The sequence below is a fragment of the Burkholderia sp. MSMB1459WGS genome, assembly GCF_001534535.1.
Lineage (GTDB): Bacteria > Pseudomonadota > Gammaproteobacteria > Burkholderiales > Burkholderiaceae > Burkholderia.
Map to the genome: position 1 here is coordinate 72,127 of NZ_LPMU01000050.1, position 16,602 is coordinate 88,728.

Below are 16,602 nucleotides of genomic sequence, written 5' to 3' on the forward strand. Positions count from 1 at the left end.
GCACGCGCCTCACCGCCGTCTCACCGGAATCCCGCATGCTCGCCAGCCAGCTTCGCGAACGACTCGTAGGCGCATGGCGCCTCGTGTCCTACGAAATCCGCCCGTGCGACGGCAGCCCGTCCGCTTATCCGCTCGGCCGCGACGTGCGCGGCTGGATCCTCTATACGCCGGACGGCTACATGTCGGCCCAGCTCATGGCCGCCGGCCGGCCGCGCTACACAAACGGCGATCTTCAGGGCGGCACCGACGACGAATGCGCGGCCGCCGCGCGCGGCTATATCGCCTACTCCGGCCCCTTTCAGGTCGCCGACGACGGCACGCTGACCCACGCAATGGACGTCAGCCTGTTCCCGAACTGGATCGGCGACGTCCAGCAGCGGGCCGTCATGCTCGACGGCGATCGTCTGCAGCTCGGCACCGTCGCGCCGGTGCGGATCGACGGCCGCGAGGTCGACGCCGTGTTGCTGTGGGCGCGCGCGGGCCGCTGACGCGCGTCACTTGCCGGCCTTGCTGGCCGCCTTCTGCGCCGCCTGCGCCTTCATCTGCCCGAACAGTTCCGAGCACGGCACGTCGCGGTTGTTGCTCGGCGCGATCAGCGGGATCAGCGCCGCGAACGGGTTGATCAGCCCGAGCCCGACCATCGCGCCGGCGCGCAGCGCGAGCGCGCCCGCATCGACGCCGACCTTCGGGTTCTTGAACGTGCCCTTCGCATACAACGGCGAGCGCAGCGAGAAGATCCGGAAGCCCTTCGTGTGCGGATGGACCTTCAGGTCGAGCGATTCGTCGCGCAGGTTGATCGGGCCGTCGACGTTGATCAGCGCATCGTCGGTATCGAGCGCGAAGACCTTCGGGTCGAGCATGCCGTCGGTCGCCACGAAATCGATCGCCGCGCAATTGATGTTGACGTCGCGGTTGCCGAACAGCTTCTCGTAGACGACGTTCGCGACGTTCAACCCCGCCGCCTCCATCAGCAAGCGGCTGATGCGGCCGTTGGTGATCAGCGCCTTCACTTCGCCGGTCGACGTCGCCGCGAGCGCGGCCGGCGAATTGCCGGTTGCCGACAGCGACGCGTCGCCGTTGATTTCGCCGAACGCCGTCTGCATCACCTTCTGCGTCGGGAACAGCTGCTTGAGCTTCAGATGCCGTGCGACCAGCTTGAAGCGGCCCTTGAGCGGCGTGCGACTGCCGTCGAGATGCGCGTTCGTCGCGAGTGTGCCGCCCGCGACGCCGAACTGCAGCGGCTCGAACGACAGCACGCCGTCCTGCATCAGGATGTGCGTGTACAGGTTGGTGATCGGCAACTGCGGGCTCTTGATCAGCTTGCGGCCGGTGAACTTCACGTCCGCATCGATCGCGCTCCAGCGTTCGGTGCGGAACGTCTCCACCGGCAGCACGCGATCGGGCGGCTGGCGCGTCGTGTCGCCGCGCTTCGCCTTGCTCGCGGCCGTATCCGCACCGATCACCGGCGCGAGATCGGAGAACTGCAGCAGGTTCGACACGAGTTCGCCCGACAGCTTCGGCCGCGGCGCGCGCTGCGCCCAGACGAGCGTGCCGCCGAGGTCGCTGCCGCCGACGCGGCCGTTGAAGTTCTCGTAGCGGAAGGTGCTCGCATGCGGCTTGAAGTTGCCGATCAAGCGCCCTTCGGTCGCATAAGGCGGCGTATCGGGCAGCGTGATGCCGGTGAGCTGATAAAGATGCGACATCGACGTGCCCTGCAGCCACAGCCGCAGGTCGAGCGCCGCGAGATGCATCGGATCGGTCAGTGTGCCGACGATCGCGAGCCGCGTATCGCCGGCCTTCACGTCGGCCTGCAGCGGGAACGGCCGCGACGCATCCTGGATCGCGAGCACGCCGCCGACCTTGCCGGTGCCGCTGATCGGCACGCTCTTGTAACGGCCGTCGACCTTCAGCCCGAAGGCATAGGTCGGGCCGGACGACTTCGCGGGCGCCGTCGCGCCGCTGGCGCCGGACGCGGCAGCGGCCGCCGAAGCGGAAGGCGTGGCAGGCGCGGACGCAGCGGGCAACCCCGACGAACCGGAAGCGGCCGACGCAACGACACGCGCGGCCGACGCGCCCGAGGCCGCGGCCGCGCTCGCCCCCGACGCGGCTTGCGCATCGGCCTTCGCGCCCAGTTGCGCCGCGCCATGCTTGCCCACGCGCTGCGCCGACGCCGCACGCGACGTCTGCTCCTGTTCCTTCAGCACGTCGCCGAGCGGGATCGGCTGGCCGAGCGTATCGATCGCGACGGTCAGATCGGCCTTCGTGATCGCGTCGCGATACGTGACGGTGCCCTTCGCGAATCCGAAGCTGTCGAGCCGCACCTTCCACCGCGAAGGCTGCGACGATTGCTTGAACTGGAAGGTCCACGTATTGCTGCCGTCCGCGCGCCGCTCGAGATCGACGGCGGGATTCACGACGTCGATCGACGGGATGACGATTTCATGCGCAAGCAGCGGCAGGATCGCGAGATCGAAGTGCGCGGCATCGAGCGTGACGAACTTGGGCGCCTTCGCCCAGTCGGGATTACCGATCTCGAGTTGCGTGGCGGAGAAGCTCGGCCAGGGCACCCATGCGCGCCAGCCGGTTTCGCCATCGGGGCGACGCCAGCCGACCTTGAGGTCGCCGTTGATCGCGAACGGGCGGCCGAGTGCGGCACTCACCTGTTCGTTGACCCACGGTTTCGCGCGGTTCCAGTCGAACGTGAAAAGAAAGACGCCGGCCGCCGCGATGAGCACCGCGACGATACCGACGACCCATGCAGCCGATTTGCCGATGGCTCGGGTTAGCGTCATGGCGGTTCCGTTGTTGTTCTGAAGTGTTGCCACACCATGCCGGGCCGCTTGCGTGGACGAACGGCGCACGACAGCTGCGGCTTTTCGATCGGTATTATGACGCACGACATGGTGGCCTTTCGGCGCCATTAACGCTTTTTTTCATTTGTGACATGACCTCCCCCACCGGCCTCATCGACGCGCAGCACATCACGCGGCGCGACGCCAGCAGCGGCAAGACGCTGCTCGCCCCCACCGATCTCAGCCTCGCCGCGGGATCGCGAATTGCTGTCACCGGCCCCTCCGGATCGGGCAAGAGCGTGTTGCTGCGCGCCCTCGCGCTACTCGATCCGCTCGACGGCGGCCACCTCCTGTGGCGTGGCCGCCGGATCCGGCGCAGCGCGATTCCGCGCTACCGGCGCAGCGTCGCCTATGTCCGCCAGCGCCCCGCGCAAATGGACGGCACCGTCGAGTCGCAGTTGCGCTACCCGTACTCGCTCGCGATCTATCGCGACGTCGCGTTCGATCGCGCGCGCGCCGAAGCGCTCGCCGCGCAGGCCGGCCGCGGCGCCGGCTTTCTCGACAAGCGCGCGAGCGACCTGTCCGGCGGCGAGGCGCAGATCGCCGCGCTGTTGCGCGTGCTGCAGCTCGATCCCGACGTGCTGCTGCTCGACGAGCCGACCTCCGCGCTCGATCCCGAATCGGCACGCGCGATCGAAGCGCTCGTCGGCGCGTGGTTCGACGCGGCGCCCGACGCACGCGCATACATGTGGATCTCGCACGATCCGGCCCAAGCCGCGCGGATCGGCACGACACGGCTCGTGATGCAGGCCGGCGTATTGCACGCGGCCAACCCGACGGAGATCGCGCGATGAGCCCCGCCCTTCAGGACCTGAGTCTGGTGGACGTCGGCATCGCCGCCGCGCTCGTCGCCGTCAACGGCGCGATCTCGGCGGCGCTGTCGCTCGGCCTCGGCCGCAAGCTCGCGCTCGCGGCGGTGCGCACCGTCGTGCAGTTGCTCGCGATCGGCTACGTGCTCGGCTGGGTGTTCGGCCATCCGCACTGGTACGTCGTGCTGCCGCTCACCGCGCTGATGACGCTGATCGCCGGTTTCGCCGGCGCGGGGCGCGGCAAGCGCACGTACCGCGGCCAACGCATCGACAGCATCGCGTCGATCTGGTTCAGCAGCTGGTTCGTCGCGGCGGTCGGCCTGTTCGTCGTGATCCGCATCCATCCGTGGTTCGCGCCGCAATACGCGATCCCGATCCTCGGGATGATTCTCGGCAATACGCTGACGGGCGTCTCGCTCGGCGTCGAGCGGATGATGGAGGAACTCACCGCGCGCCGCGATCGTGTCGAAACCGCGCTCGCGCTGGGCGCGACGCGCTGGGAAGCGGCGCAGGACGCCGCCCGCCAGGCCGTGCGCGCGGGCATGCTGCCGACGCTGAACCAGATGGCGGTGGTCGGCGTCGTGAGCCTGCCGGGCATGATGACGGGCCAGGTGCTGGCCGGCCAGTCGCCGCTGCAGGCCGTGCGCTACCAGATCGTGATCATGTTCCTGATCGCCGCGGCGTCCGCGCTCGGCACCGTCGGCGCGGTGCTGATGACCTATCGCCGGCTGTTCTCGGCCGATCACCGCTTTCTCGCGTCGCGGCTCGAAGAGCGCACGCACTGACGCGCGGCGGCAGCGCGCGCATGCGAAGTTTTCACCGGGATGTCATGACCGGACGGACAGGATGCGCGCGAGCATGACATGACATCCGCATGACGCCACGCGTCGCCGTTGCACGGTCGCGGCGCCGCGCCTCGGAGCCGGCAGCGGATGCATTGCAACGGCGGCACGGCGGAGCTGCTCGCGTGCCGCCCTGCTCGTTCCGCCCGTCGAACCGGTTGCGCGCGCACCGGACGAAACGCCGGCCCGCGCGCGCCGCTCAATGCTTGATCGACACCGTCACCTTGGTGCCGTCGCTCATCGTCACGGACTTCGACCCGCCATTGGTCGGAATCGACACCCACTTCACCTGGCTCACCGACGCGACGTCCGGGCACTGCAGCGACTTGCCGCCGGCCGTCACGCTGCGCGTGCCCTTCGGCGCGGCCGCCTGGAAGCTCAACTGCACGTTGGCGACACCCTTTGCGTCGACCGACGGCGCGAGCCGCACCTGGGTCTGCCGCACCATCGCGCCGTTCGCGTCGCGCGGCAGGTTGTCGGCGTTCGGGCAGCCGTCCGGCATCGCAACGGCACCGCTCGGCGGCACCGACTTCCAGTTGAAATCGTCCGTCTCGCCCGAGCGGATCTTGCGGGTCTCCTGCGTATTGCCGAAGGTCTTCGAGTCGACCTTGACGGTGTATTCGAGCTGTCCCGTACCGCCGCCCTTCAGGCTGCCCTTGACCGGCGGCGCCGCGAATACGCTCGCGCTGACGCACGCCGCCGCGAACACGACCGACCACGATGCGGCAAACGACAAGCTGCGTTGGCTCATGCTGACCTCCTTGTAATGCGGCGGCACGCGCGTGCCGCGCGGTTTTCGATGCATGATGCGCTGCCAGTCTACCGCCAAGCGGGATGCAATGCGCCGCAAACGCATCGGGTGTTACCCCGCTTGCGTTCGCGGCGCCGCAACCTTACGCGTACCGCCGGCTCAGAACCCGCTCAATACGAGCTTGCCGATCGCGCGCCCGCCCTCGAGCATCCGGTGCGCGCGCCGCACGTTCTCGGCATTGATCGTGCCGAGCTGTTCGCCGAGCGTCGTGCGCAGCGTGCCGCCGTCGACGAGCCGCGCCACCTCGCTCAGGATCTTGTGCTGCTCGATCATGTCCGGCGTCTCGAACATCGCACGCGTGAACATGAATTCCCAGTGAAACGCGGCGCTCTTCGCCTTCAGCAATTCGACCGGCACCGGCTTCGCGTTCTCGACGATCGTGCAAATGCCGCCCTGCGGCCGGATGACTTCCGCGGCGGCCGGGAAATGATGGTCGGTGTCGTTGAAGATCAGCACGTAGTCGACGCTCGGATGGCCGACCTCGCGCAATTGCGCCGGCAGATCGCCGAAATGGTCGACCACCGCGTCCGCGCCCAGCGCGCGCACCCATTCGGCCGACGCCGGCCGCGAAGCGGTCGCGATCACGTGCAGCTTGCCGAGCGTCTTCGCGAGCTGGATCGCAATCGAGCCCACACCGCCCGCGCCGCCGATGATCAGCACCGACTTGCCCGCGTCCGCGCCCTGCGGCGACACGCGCAACCGGTCGAACAGCGCTTCCCACGCGGTCAGCGCGGTGAGCGGCAGCGCGGCCGCCGCCGCGAAGTCGAGCGTGCGCGGCTTCAGCGCGGCGATCCGTTCGTCGACCGCGTGAAATTCGCTGTTCGCGCCGGGCCGCGTGATGCTGCCCGCGTAGAACACTTCATCGCCGGGCCGGAACAGCGTGACGTCGGCGCCGACCGCGACGACCGTGCCGGCCGCATCCCAGCCGAGCACGCGCGGCGTCTCCTCGATCTGCGGCTTCGGCGCACGCACCTTGGTGTCGACCGGGTTCACGGAAATCGCCTCGACCTTCACGAGCAGATCGCGCGGGCCCGGCACGGGCTGCGGCAGTTCGACGTCGAGCAACGCTTGCGGGTCGTCGATCGGCAGATAACGGGTCAATCCAACGGCTTTCATCTCGATACTCCTTTCAGGGAATCCGGCAGGCTGCGGCGCAACCTCCATGCGTGCCATCGTAGGCAACCCGATCATTCGAGAAAACCGCTATATTTCCTGAAACATTTTCAGGAATTCCAGAATAATGACGTCTGCTCCCATTTCGGCGCCCGACAAGCCGCTCGACCTGCTCGACGTCGCGCTGTTCGTGCGCGCGGCACTGCTCGCGAACGTCAGCGCGGCCGGGCGCGAATTCGGCGTGTCGGCCGCGGTCGCGAGCGCACGCATCGCGCAGCTCGAACGCCAGCTCGGCGCGCGGCTGCTGCACCGCACCACGCGCCGCATCAGCCTCACGCAGGACGGCGAAGTCTTCATGGCGCGCGCCGACGCGCTGCTCGCGGCCGCCGATGCCGCGCGTGCGTCGGTCGGCCACGGCCGCAGCGAGCCGTACGGGCGGCTGAAGGTGTCGATGTCGTCGTCGTTCGGCCGCCAGCACGTCGCGCCGGTGATTCCGGCGTTCCTGCGCCGCTATCCGTCCGTGTCGCTCGATCTGCGGCTGTCCGACGAGATCGTCGATCTGGTCGACGACGGCTACGACGTCGCGGTCCGCCTCGGCGCGCTGAAAGATTCGACGCTCGTCGCCCGCAAGCTCGCCGCCAACCGCCGCGTGCTGTGCTGCTCGCCCGCCTATCTCGCCGAACGCGGCACGCCGCGCCACCCGACCGACCTGACGCAGCACGAATGCGTGATCCTCGGCGACCAGCGCGACTGGTCGTTCGCGACGCCGCAAGGTCCGCTCACGGTGCGGGTCGGCGGCCGGCTCGCCGCGAGCAACGGCGAAGCGATCCGCGAAGCGCTCGTCGACGGCTTCGGGATCGCGATCAAGTCGACCTGGGACGTCGGCCCGCTGCTCGCGAACGGCGTGCTCGTCACCGTGCTCGACGATTACCCGTTCGCGGAAGACGTCGCGATCTGGGCCGTCTATCCGAGCCGCGCACACGTGCCGCTGAAAACGCTCGCGTTCATCGCATTCCTGGCCGAGCATTTCGGCGATCCGCCGTACTGGGATCGCGCGAGCGGACGATAGTCGGCGGCGTTCGGTTCGCGCTGCGGGCGTGCCGGTTCGAGTCCGGCCTCAGGATTCGTCCCTCCCGCGATCGCCCGTCCCGGCCAACCGGCTACAATGGCGCGTTCGCGACGCAACGGCCTGCAGCCGCACGGGGCCGCGTTCGCAGGCGGCCGCCCGCGGGCCGCGCACGTCATTCATTCGTCTTCCAACCACTCGTCATGACCCACAATCTCGTCATCCAGAGTCTTGCGCCGCTGTCGGACGCCCACCACAAACCGCTGCTCGCGCTGTCGCGCGGCACCCGCATCGTGCAGACCGACGATCACGCGTTGCGCGTCGAAAACGCGAGCCCGGCGCAGCGCCTCGACATCGACGCGTACTGCGGCACGCATGCGCTCGACTTCGGGTTCGTCGAGGCCGGCCTCACGCTCGGCGATTTCGGGCTCGCGGTGATGGACATGGATTCGACGCTGATCACGATCGAATGCATCGACGAGATCGCCGATTTCTGCGGGCTGAAAACGCAGGTCGCGGAGATCACCGAAGCGTCGATGCGCGGCGAGATCCGCGATTTCAACGAAAGCCTCACGCGCCGCGTTGCGCTGCTGGCCGGGCTCGATGCGCACGCGCTCGAGCGCGTGTACGAAGAACGGCTGCAACTGTCGCCGGGCGCCGAGACGATGCTGGCCGGCGTGAAGGCCGCCGGCATGAAGACGCTGCTCGTGTCGGGCGGCTTCACGTTCTTCACCGAGCGGCTGAAGGCGCGCCTCGGCATCGACTACGCGCATGCGAACACGCTTGAGATCGTCGACGGCAAGCTCACCGGCAAGGTGCTCGGCGAGATCGTCAACGCCGACGTGAAGGCGCGCCTGCTGCGCGAGACGTGCGCGTCGCTCGGCCTCGAGCCGCGCCGCGCGATCGCGATGGGCGACGGCTCGAACGATCTGAAGATGATGGCCGAAGCCGGGTTGTCGGTCGCGTTCCACGCGAAGCCCGTCGTGCGCGATGCGGCGACGGTCGCGTTCGACCATGTCGGCCTCGACGGGCTGCTGCGACTGTTCTGATCCGGCCGCACCGTCAATGAAAAACGCCGGCGCGACAAGACACCGCGCCGGCGTTTCGTTTTTGCGCCGGACGTTGCCGGCCGGCAATCAGCCGAGTGCGGCCTGCATCGCGCGCTCGATGTCCGCACGCAAATCGGCTTCGTCTTCCAGACCGACGTAGAAACGCACCAGCGTGCCGCGATGCGGCCAGTCCGGACGCATCGACGCAACGTCGTAAGGCATCGCGAGGCTGCACGCGCCGCCCCAGCTCCAGCCGATCGCGAACAGCTCGAGCGACTCGACGAAACGGTCGACCTGCTCCGCGCTGTAGCGTGCGTCGAACACCACCGAGAACAGCCCGCCCGCGCCGGTGAAATCGCGCATGAACGACGCGTGCCCCGGGCAGTCGGCGATCTGCGGATGCAGCACCGCCGCAATCTCCGGCCGCGCCTTCAGCCATTGCGCGAGTGCGAGCGCGCTCTTGCCGTGCGCGTCGAAGCGCACCTGCATGCTCGGCAGGCTGCGCAGCACGAGCGAGCAATCGTCGACCGACACGCCGATCCCGCAGCGCATCCGCGCGAGCTTCAGCTTTGCGTGCAGTTCCGCGTTCGCGGTGATCGTCGCGCCCATCAGCACGTCGCTGCCGCCCGACTGGTACTTGGTCAGCGCCTGCACCGAAATGTCGACGCCGTGCTCGAACGGCTTGAACGCAAGGCCCGCGGAAAAGGTGTTGTCGATCGCGGTGACGATGCCGCGCGCCTTCGCGGCCGCCGTGATCGCCTGCACGTCGGGCACTTCCATCGTCACCGAGCCCGGCGCCTCGATCCAGATCAGCCGCGTGTTCGGCTGGATCAGCTCGGCGATGCCGGCGCCGATCAACGGATCGTAAAAACGTGCGGTGATGCCGAAGTCGTTCGCCAGCCACTTGCCGAAATCGGCGTTCGGGCCGTACACGTTGTGCGGAATCAGCACATCGTCGCCCGCTTTCACGATCCCGAAATAGACGTTCATGATCGCCGCGAGGCCCGACGGCTGCAGCAGCGCGTGCGTGCCGCCCTCGATCTCGGCGAGCCGCTGCGCGAGCGCGAGCGACGTCGGCGTCGCGTGCAGCCCGTAGCGCCACTGGTTGTCGTCGTGCCAGACCAGCGCGCGCATCGTCGCGAGATCGGGGAACACGACCGTCGACGCGCGCGCGACCGGCGGCACGAACGAACGAAAGCCTTCCGGAATGACGTCGTCGGGTTGAACGATGCGGGTTTGCAGCGCGCGCTTGGGAGTGGATGCGGTCATGACTGGAGGCCGGGCACGAGGCCGTTCGGTTGCGGAATATGTCGCTAGAGTAGCCAAAATCGGCGCGCTTGGCCCGGTACAGTGCGCGCCGCGCACACCAAGCCAGCGTGCGCTCAGTCGTCGGTGCGCAGATTGACGATGCCGCCCACCGTCTCGATTTCGTGCACGCGGCCGTCGCGCACCTGCAGCGCCGCGCGCTTGCCCGGCGCCAGACGCAGCACGACCGGTTGCGGATCCGATTCGTCCGAATTCATCCGGTCGGCCTTCAGGTCGCCCGTCGCGTCGAAACGGCCGATCCACACGCCGGTGATGTTCGTGCCGTCGTTCGACTCCTCGATCTCGAGCGTATCGCCGTCGCGGTCGCCCGCGAGCAGCACGACCTCGCCCGTGTCGGCGAACTGGTATTCGCCGTGCACGCCTTCCTCGTCCGTCTTGGGGCCGAGATGCACGACGATCGGCCGGTCGCCGAGCGTGCCTTCGTAGCGCGGCAGGCGGGCGAACTCGGGATTCGGCTTCAGCGGCCGCGCCGGCGCCGGTTCATCCTGCTGCACGCCGGGTGCAACCCCCTGCGCTTCGACCGCCGCCGGCATCGCGATGCCCGCTAACAGCGCACCCGCGACGACGAGCGCCCGTTGCCATTCCGAATATCGACCCACCTTGTGTTGCTCCTTGCTTCAGATTCGCCCGACCATCGCGGACCGTGCCAGGTCGCAACCCGGCTCTTGCGTCGCCGCGCAAGCCTGCGCTGCGACTGCGTCGTCGGCGTACGCGTTTCGCGTCAGCCCTGCATCAGGCTTTCCACCGCAGCGCGGTGCGGAATCGGCGCGACCGCGCCGTAACCGGTCGTCGACAGCGCCGCCGCCGCGTTCGCATAACGCGCGGCCGCGAACGGATCGTCGCCGGCGACGATCCGCGCGACGAACGCGCCGCCGAAACAGTCACCGGCGCCGGTCGCGTCGACGGCATCGACCGCGAAGCCCGGCACGACGCGCCGCTCATGCGGCGTCGCGACATACGCGCCTTCCTTGCCGAGCTTCAGCGCGACGACCTGCGGCCCGTGCTCGAGCATCGCGTCGACGATCGCGTCGCGATCGTTCGCGCCCGTGAGCGCCGTGACGTCGTCCCAGCTCGGCAGACAGATGTCCGTCTGGCGCAGCGCCTCGCGCATCACCGCGCGGGCACGCGGCAGCGGCCACAGCTTCAGGCGCAGGTTCGTGTCGAAGCTGACCTTCGCGCCGTGGCGACGCGCGTGGTCGATCGCCGCGAATGCCGCGTCGCACGGGGCCGTGCCGATCGCAAGACTGATGCCCGACAAGTGCACGGCCTTCGCGGCCGCGAGCGCGTCGAGCGGCAGGTCGCCCACCGCATAGCGGCTCGCAGCCGAGCCCGCACGCAAATAGTCGAACTGGTGGCCATCGAGGCCGTGCGTGACGAAATACACGCCGGTCGGCGCCGTGCGGTCGATGCGTACGTACGTCGTGTCGACCTGCTCCGCCGCCCACATGTCGGCCAGCAGGCGGCCGAACGGATCGTCGCCGATCGCCGACACGAAGCCGGTCGACGCGCCCTGGCGCGCCGCCGCGATGCAGAAGTTCGACGTGTCGCCGCCGAAGCCCTGCAGGAATTCAGGGCGCCCCGGCTGCGACTGGTTGAATTCGATCATCGCCTCGCCGAGCGCGAGGATCTCCGGAAATGCAGCGGCCATCGCTTACACCTCGCCCCACAGATCGTGGCCGTCGGCGCCCGTGATCTTCACGGACACGAAATCGCCGACCTTGTAGCGCTTCGATGCCTTCGCCGCCGGCTCGACATAGACGACACCGTCGATCTCCGGCGCATCGGCTGCCGTACGGCCGATGCCGCCTTCTTCGCCGACTTCGTCGATCAGCACCTTGAGCGTCTTGCCGATCTTGCGCTGCATGCGGTTCGCCGATACTTCCTCGGCCACTTCCATGAAGCGCGCGCGACGTTCCTCGCGGACCTCGTCCGGCAACGCGCCGTCCAGGTCGTTCGCGGTCGCGCCTTCGACCGGCGAATACGCGAAACAGCCGACGCGATCGAGTTCCGCTTCGCGGACGAACTCGAGCAGCGTCTCGAACTGCGCTTCTGTCTCGCCGGGGAAGCCCGCGATGAACGTGCTGCGGATCGTCAGGTCCGGGCAGATCTCGCGCCACTTCTGCACGCGCTCGAGCACCTTCTCGGCGTTCGCCGGACGCTTCATGCGCTTCAGCACTTCCGGGTGCGCGTGCTGGAACGGCACGTCGAGATACGGCAGCACGTGGCCCTTGAACGGACCTTCGGCCATCAGCGGAATCACTTCGTCGACGCTCGGATACGGATACACGTAGTGCAGCCGCACCCACGCGTCGTACTGCGCGGCGAGTTCGCCGAGCGCGGCGACCAGGTCGGTCATGCGCGTCTTGATCGGCTTGCCGTTCCAGAAGCCCGTGCGGTACTTCACGTCGACGCCGTAAGCGCTCGTGTCCTGCGAGATCACGAGCAGTTCCTTCACGCCCGACTTGAACAGGTTCTCGGCTTCCAGCATCACTTCGGCGACCGGGCGCGACACGAGGTCGCCGCGCATCGACGGGATGATGCAGAACGTGCAACGGTGGTTGCAGCCTTCGGAGATCTTCAGGTATGCGTAGTGACGCGGCGTGAGCTTGATGCCGGCCGCGGGCACGAGGTCGACGAACGGGTCGTGCGGCTTCGGCAGATGCGAATGCACGGCCTGCATCACTTCGCCCACCGCGTGCGGGCCGGTGACGGCGAGCACCTTCGGGTGGACTTCCTCGATCAGGTTCGAGCCGCTGGCACTCGACTTCGCGCCGAGGCAGCCGGTGACGATCACCTTGCCGTTCTCGGTCAGCGCTTCGCCGATCGCGTCGAGGCTTTCCTGCACCGCTTCGTCGATGAAGCCGCAGGTGTTCACGACGACGAGGTCGGCGCCGTCGTAGGTGCCGGAGATTTCATAACCTTCGGCGCGCAGTTGCGTGATGATTTGTTCGGAATCGACGAGCGCTTTCGGGCACCCGAGGGATACGAACCCTACTTTGGGGGATTGGGACATCTGGAATGTGGGGGCGTGGCAGCAAAAGCGTGAGTTTACAGCGATTTAGGGGAGGCGAGCCAAAATGAGCGACCGGCGGGCAACGTCGATCGGGAGTTCGAGCATGCGGCGCGATGGACAGCCGACAAAGACGGGGCGCTTGATGCGTCCCTTTCACTCCGGGCCGACCGGTCGTCTGCTTACCATCGGCGGCACGTCGGATAGGGGCGCGCGCGCAGTCCTACAAGAATCGCCCCGAATTAGCGCAGCCGCTATGCGAAAATGCGGCATCCGCTCTCTCCAATCGACCCAACGGGCCTCGCATGACCACCCACATCACAATCGAATTCACCGAGCACGCCGCAGAAGCCATCGGCGAGCAGACCAGCACCAGCTTTTCCTACGATCAAGGCGCACACGTGCCGCAACCTGGCGATTTCGTCGAACTCGATAACTCGCGCCAGACATTTCTCGTGATCGGTCGCGTGTTTTCACTTAAAGCGAACTACAGTGCCGTCAAGCTCGTGCTCGACCTTCCTCCGTCGGACGACGATCAGGATTTCGGTTCGGCACACTGAGCAACGACGGAACGCGTCGCGGTCACCCGCACCGATGACCCTGCGGCGCCAGTCCCCGGCGCCGCAGCACCCAGCCCGTCGATTCGGATAGCAGGTCGTACCCCAACTCGAAACGCCGCGCGTCAGTGCGCATCCACATCCGGAAACACCGGCGCCTTCAGACACCGATCGAACCACGCGGCATCGCCGCCCTCTCCGAGCGGCCACAATTCGGCGTCGAGCTGCGGCAGGCCCGCCACCGGCGCCGGCGTACGGTTCTCGCCACCGGACGCCGCAGCGCGCACCCATCCCGCCTGCGCGCTGCCGCTGTCGCATGCATGCGTGCCTTGCGCTTCGCAGAACGCCACCGGATGCACCTTCCCGCCGTCGGCCGCGCTCACCAGGCGGTACTGATAGACCGCGCCGGTCGCCCAGTCCTCGCTTTGGCTGCACACCCGCGCATGATGTTGCACATGAATCGCGCCGAAACACGCATAAGAAACATGCGCGCCGCTCGCATCGTCGGGAATGAAATCGCAGTTGGCATCGAAGCCGGCCAGCGGGCCGCCGCTGTATTTCGCGAGCCACTGCCGCTCGGCCAGTGCGCGCGCGATCAGCCCTTCATCCGATCGGTCGGCCAACACGGCGGTGCGCCGATCGAAGGCCTTGCGCACTTCGTCGACGGCCAGCCGATGGCCGTCGTAATCGGTATCGAGTCGTTTGTTGCGCGCGGCGAGCCAGCGGCGCTGGCTGCGCACCAGCATGTCGCGGACGGCGGCGTCCGGCGCGGCCTGTAGCACGCCCGCATAGGCCGCATTCATCCGCGCATCGGCCGCGCGCAGCGCCGGGCTCGCGCAAATGCGCTTCTCGATCGGCTGGACGGCTTTCGAGCAATCCATCGCAAAGCCCGGCACGGCCAGGCCGACACCCATCATGAACATCGCAGCAAGACCGGCCAGCCTGCCAGTCGATGCCGTTCGAATCCCTCGCATGCTCTCTCTCAGTCGGTTTGTTTTTCTCGGCCGCCCGCATCGATGCGGCATCGGACCTCTCGCCATGCGCGGGAACCGCCAGCGCATTTCGCGCATCGCCGTGCAGCGCCGCTTATGGTACGCCAGGCAAGCGTCCGCGCGGGCACGAACGCGCACCGTCACGCGCGGTGCGACCTGGCTTTCATTCGTATGGACGGGATCTCGAGCGACTGGACGACGACGATGTCCGTGCCTGCCCGGCACGGGCATTCGGTGCCGACGATCCCGGACGACCGTCGGCCATCTTTTCCGGCAAGCGGCAGCCACGCTTCGTCCTGGCCGAATGCACGATAGCGACCGGCCGCCCGCTTCGCGGCGCCGACGCCCCGACGGCTCGCGCCGCCCCGGCCGGCCTGCCGCGATTCCGTTACTTCTTTTCGGGCTCCGATGCGCCGGGCTGCTTGAACGGGAACGTGCTGAACATCGACTTCGCCTGGTTCTGCATCTGCTCCTGCATCTGCACGAACATGTTCTTCGACTGCTCGATGTAGCTCGTCATCATCCCTTGCATCATCGGCGCCTGCATGTTCATGAACTGCGACCAGACTTCCGGATTCATCGCGTTGCCTTCGTAGAGGTTCTTCGATTGATCCGCGAGCTTGTTCTGGATGTCGATGAATGCCTGGATGTTCTTTTCCAGGTACGTGCCCATCATGCCCTGCATCGCATGACCGTAGAAACGGATGATCTGCGACAGCATCGACGACGAGAACATCGGCACGCCACCGCTCTCCTCCTCGAGGATGATCTGCAGGAGGATGCTGCGCGTCAGGTCTTCGTTGGATTTCGCGTCGACGACCTTGAAATCCTCCTGCTCGAGCACGAGCTGCTTCACGTCGGTGAGCGTAATGTACGTGCTTGTCTCGGTATCGTAGAGCCGGCGGTTCGGGTACTTCTTGATGAGCCGTTCGGCCGTCTTCTTTGTAGTAGTCATGTAACGCCTTTGAGTGCAGCGTAGCGCAAGTGACGAATCCCCGCCTCCCGGGTCCGGGAGGCGGGGGCCTTCGGAAAACGCCCGGCTGCGCGGCATCCGGCCCGCGCAGCCCGGGCGCTCAGCCCATGTGCAGGCCGCCGTTCAGCGAGAAGTCGGCGCCCGTCGCGAAGCCCGAATCGTTCGATGCGAGCCACGCGACGATCGAGCCGATTTCCTCCGGCGCGCCGAGACGCCGCACCGGAATCGTCGCGACGATCTTCTCGAGCACGTCCGGACGGATCGCCTTCACCATGTCCGTGCCGATGTAGCCGGGCGACACGGTATTGACCGTCACGCCCTTCGTCGCGACTTCCTGCGCGAGCGCCATCGTGAAGCCGTGAATGCCGGCCTTCGCGGTCGAATAGTTGGTCTGGCCGAACTGCCCCTTCTGGCCGTTCACCGACGAAATGTTGATGATGCGGCCCCAGCCACGTTCGACCATTCCGTCGATCACCTGCTTCGTCACGTTGAACAGGCTCGTCAGGTTGGTGTCGATCACGGCGGTCCAGTCTTCATGCGTCATCTTGCGGAACACGACGTCGCGCGTGATGCCCGCGTTGTTGACCAGCACGTCGATCTCGCCGACTTCCGCCTTGACCTTGTCGAACGCTTCCTTGGTCGAGTCCCAGTCGCCGACGTTGCCTTCCGACGCGATGAAGTCGTACCCGAGCGCCTTCTGGTCCTCGAGCCATTTCACCCGGCGCGGCGAGTTCGGGCCACACCCTGCGACCACCTTGAAGCCGTCTTTCGACAGGCGCTGGCAGATGCTGGTGCCGATGCCGCCCATCCCGCCCGTTACGTACGCAATTCGCTGAGACATAAATCTCACTCCATTTTTGGTTTCGAGAGCTGCCGAAGGCCCCCTCTGACTTCACGTGACGCCGACCGAAGCTGCAATCGGCCGGCGCACGGATCCGGTTCGCCTGTGGCGAACGGCCGGTTACGAACCGCCGATCACGGTTGGCCGATCACGGACGCTCGACCGCGAGCGCAACGCCCATCCCGCCGCCGATGCACAGCGACGCCAGCCCACGCTTCGCATCGCGCTTGACCATCTCGTGCAGCAGCGTCACCAGGATCCGGCAGCCCGACGCGCCGATCGGGTGACCGATCGCGATCGCCCCGCCGTTCACGTTCACCTTCGACGTGTCCCAGCCCATCTGCTTGTGCACCGCCAGCGC

General features: G+C 67.4%; 16 protein-coding genes and 1 pseudogene. 6 read left to right on the plus strand and 11 right to left on the minus strand.

From position 1 onward, the window contains the following. Positions 1 to 35: 35 nt before the first annotated feature. The gene (locus WT97_RS19350; RefSeq protein WP_059498831.1) at positions 36 to 488 is read left to right on the plus strand and encodes a lipocalin-like domain-containing protein; all 453 of its coding nucleotides are present in this window, start codon (positions 36 to 38) and stop codon (positions 486 to 488) included. A 6-nt stretch (positions 489 to 494) separates the two neighbouring features. Here WT97_RS19350 and WT97_RS19355 read toward each other — a convergent pair whose 3' ends face one another. Further along, a complete protein-coding gene (locus WT97_RS19355; protein WP_060354142.1) occupies positions 495 to 2,792 on the minus strand; it encodes an AsmA family protein in 2,298 nt (765 codons plus the stop codon). Positions 2,793 to 2,944: 152 nt separating this feature from the next. Here WT97_RS19355 and WT97_RS19360 point away from each other — a divergent pair, with 152 nt between their 5' ends. Both WT97_RS19360 and fetB read left to right on the plus strand, forming a co-directional pair. Continuing rightward, positions 2,945 to 3,646: an ATP-binding cassette domain-containing protein gene (locus WT97_RS19360; protein ID WP_059498829.1), complete on the plus strand. Its 702-nt coding sequence runs from the start codon at positions 2,945 to 2,947 to the stop codon at positions 3,644 to 3,646. Next, positions 3,643 to 4,446 (plus strand): iron export ABC transporter permease subunit FetB, encoded by an 804-nt coding sequence (gene fetB / locus WT97_RS19365; protein WP_027784553.1) that lies wholly within the window; start codon positions 3,643 to 3,645, stop codon positions 4,444 to 4,446. Before WT97_RS19360 ends, fetB begins: the two co-directional genes overlap by 4 nt. Positions 4,447 to 4,702: 256 nt before the next feature. On the opposite strand, the gene WT97_RS19370 is transcribed toward fetB, so the two are convergent. Both WT97_RS19370 and WT97_RS19375 read right to left on the minus strand, forming a co-directional pair. Then, complete coding sequence (locus tag WT97_RS19370) at positions 4,703 to 5,254, minus strand: DUF6013 family protein (protein WP_060354150.1); 552 nt, start codon at positions 5,252 to 5,254, stop codon at positions 4,703 to 4,705. A gap of 159 nt (positions 5,255 to 5,413) precedes the next feature. Continuing rightward, on the minus strand, positions 5,414 to 6,430 hold the full coding sequence (locus tag WT97_RS19375; RefSeq protein WP_059498828.1) for a zinc-binding alcohol dehydrogenase family protein: 1,017 nt from the start codon (positions 6,428 to 6,430) through the stop codon (positions 5,414 to 5,416). Between the two features lie 124 nt (positions 6,431 to 6,554). Between WT97_RS19375 and WT97_RS19380 the strand changes: the two genes are divergently transcribed. Both WT97_RS19380 and serB read left to right on the plus strand, forming a co-directional pair. Beyond that, the gene (locus WT97_RS19380; protein WP_060354143.1) at positions 6,555 to 7,496 is read left to right on the plus strand and encodes a LysR family transcriptional regulator; all 942 of its coding nucleotides are present in this window, start codon (positions 6,555 to 6,557) and stop codon (positions 7,494 to 7,496) included. 200 nt (positions 7,497 to 7,696) lie between these two features. Next, the gene (gene serB, locus WT97_RS19385) at positions 7,697 to 8,542 is read left to right on the plus strand and encodes a phosphoserine phosphatase SerB (protein ID WP_059498826.1); all 846 of its coding nucleotides are present in this window, start codon (positions 7,697 to 7,699) and stop codon (positions 8,540 to 8,542) included. A gap of 87 nt (positions 8,543 to 8,629) precedes the next feature. On the opposite strand, the gene WT97_RS19390 is transcribed toward serB, so the two are convergent. The 4 genes from WT97_RS19390 to rimO all read right to left on the minus strand — a co-directional run bounded on the left by WT97_RS19390 (position 8,630) and on the right by rimO (position 12,881). After that, on the minus strand, positions 8,630 to 9,811 hold the full coding sequence (locus tag WT97_RS19390) for a cystathionine beta-lyase (RefSeq protein ID WP_060354144.1): 1,182 nt from the start codon (positions 9,809 to 9,811) through the stop codon (positions 8,630 to 8,632). Positions 9,812 to 9,924: 113 nt separating this feature from the next. After that, entirely contained in the window at positions 9,925 to 10,467 is a 543-nt protein-coding gene (locus tag WT97_RS19395; protein ID WP_059498824.1) for a hypothetical protein, read from the minus strand. 122 nt (positions 10,468 to 10,589) lie between these two features. After that, a complete protein-coding gene (locus tag WT97_RS19400) occupies positions 10,590 to 11,516 on the minus strand; it encodes a sugar kinase (protein WP_060354145.1) in 927 nt (308 codons plus the stop codon). Between the two features lie 3 nt (positions 11,517 to 11,519). Next, positions 11,520 to 12,881, minus strand: coding sequence for a 30S ribosomal protein S12 methylthiotransferase RimO (gene rimO / locus WT97_RS19405; protein ID WP_060354146.1), 1,362 nt, complete (start codon positions 12,879 to 12,881; stop codon positions 11,520 to 11,522). Positions 12,882 to 13,183: 302 nt separating this feature from the next. Between rimO and WT97_RS19410 the strand changes: the two genes are divergently transcribed. Beyond that, the gene (locus WT97_RS19410; protein WP_059498821.1) at positions 13,184 to 13,438 is read left to right on the plus strand and encodes a hypothetical protein; all 255 of its coding nucleotides are present in this window, start codon (positions 13,184 to 13,186) and stop codon (positions 13,436 to 13,438) included. A 122-nt stretch (positions 13,439 to 13,560) separates the two neighbouring features. Here the strand turns inward: WT97_RS19410 and WT97_RS19415 are convergent, their stop codons facing one another. The 4 genes and pseudogenes from WT97_RS19415 to WT97_RS19430 all read right to left on the minus strand — a co-directional run. After that, on the minus strand, positions 13,561 to 14,652 hold the full coding sequence (locus tag WT97_RS19415) for a lysozyme inhibitor LprI family protein (protein WP_257128529.1): 1,092 nt from the start codon (positions 14,650 to 14,652) through the stop codon (positions 13,561 to 13,563). Positions 14,653 to 14,815: 163 nt separating this feature from the next. Then, the gene (phaR, locus tag WT97_RS19420) at positions 14,816 to 15,382 is read right to left on the minus strand and encodes a polyhydroxyalkanoate synthesis repressor PhaR (RefSeq protein WP_006485265.1); all 567 of its coding nucleotides are present in this window, start codon (positions 15,380 to 15,382) and stop codon (positions 14,816 to 14,818) included. 118 nt (positions 15,383 to 15,500) lie between these two features. Beyond that, a complete protein-coding gene (locus tag WT97_RS19425) occupies positions 15,501 to 16,241 on the minus strand; it encodes a 3-ketoacyl-ACP reductase (protein WP_034207422.1) in 741 nt (246 codons plus the stop codon). Between the two features lie 148 nt (positions 16,242 to 16,389). Beyond that, positions 16,390 to 16,602: pseudogene (locus WT97_RS19430) on the minus strand (acetyl-CoA C-acetyltransferase); the annotation flags it as partial.

What these genes read in the sequence shown, in the direction of transcription:
- WT97_RS19350 (WP_059498831.1), top strand. Translation starts at nt 36, where the DNA reads ATGCTCGCCAGCCAGCTTCGCGAACGACTCGTAGGCGCATGGCGCCTC.
- fetB (WP_027784553.1), top strand. Translation starts at nt 3,643, where the DNA reads ATGAGCCCCGCCCTTCAGGACCTGAGTCTGGTGGACGTCGGCATCGCC.
- phaR (WP_006485265.1), bottom strand. Translation starts at nt 15,382, where the DNA reads ATGACTACTACAAAGAAGACGGCCGAACGGCTCATCAAGAAGTACCCG.
- rimO (WP_060354146.1), bottom strand. Translation starts at nt 12,881, where the DNA reads ATGTCCCAATCCCCCAAAGTAGGGTTCGTATCCCTCGGGTGCCCGAAA.
- WT97_RS19410 (WP_059498821.1), top strand. Translation starts at nt 13,184, where the DNA reads ATGACCACCCACATCACAATCGAATTCACCGAGCACGCCGCAGAAGCC.
- WT97_RS19355 (WP_060354142.1), bottom strand. Translation starts at nt 2,792, where the DNA reads ATGACGCTAACCCGAGCCATCGGCAAATCGGCTGCATGGGTCGTCGGT.
- WT97_RS19425 (WP_034207422.1), bottom strand. Translation starts at nt 16,241, where the DNA reads ATGTCTCAGCGAATTGCGTACGTAACGGGCGGGATGGGCGGCATCGGC.
- WT97_RS19375 (WP_059498828.1), bottom strand. Translation starts at nt 6,430, where the DNA reads ATGAAAGCCGTTGGATTGACCCGTTATCTGCCGATCGACGACCCGCAA.
- WT97_RS19380 (WP_060354143.1), top strand. Translation starts at nt 6,555, where the DNA reads ATGACGTCTGCTCCCATTTCGGCGCCCGACAAGCCGCTCGACCTGCTC.
- serB (WP_059498826.1), top strand. Translation starts at nt 7,697, where the DNA reads ATGACCCACAATCTCGTCATCCAGAGTCTTGCGCCGCTGTCGGACGCC.
- WT97_RS19390 (WP_060354144.1), bottom strand. Translation starts at nt 9,811, where the DNA reads ATGACCGCATCCACTCCCAAGCGCGCGCTGCAAACCCGCATCGTTCAA.
- WT97_RS19370 (WP_060354150.1), bottom strand. Translation starts at nt 5,254, where the DNA reads ATGAGCCAACGCAGCTTGTCGTTTGCCGCATCGTGGTCGGTCGTGTTC.
- WT97_RS19400 (WP_060354145.1), bottom strand. Translation starts at nt 11,516, where the DNA reads ATGGCCGCTGCATTTCCGGAGATCCTCGCGCTCGGCGAGGCGATGATC.
- WT97_RS19360 (WP_059498829.1), top strand. Translation starts at nt 2,945, where the DNA reads ATGACCTCCCCCACCGGCCTCATCGACGCGCAGCACATCACGCGGCGC.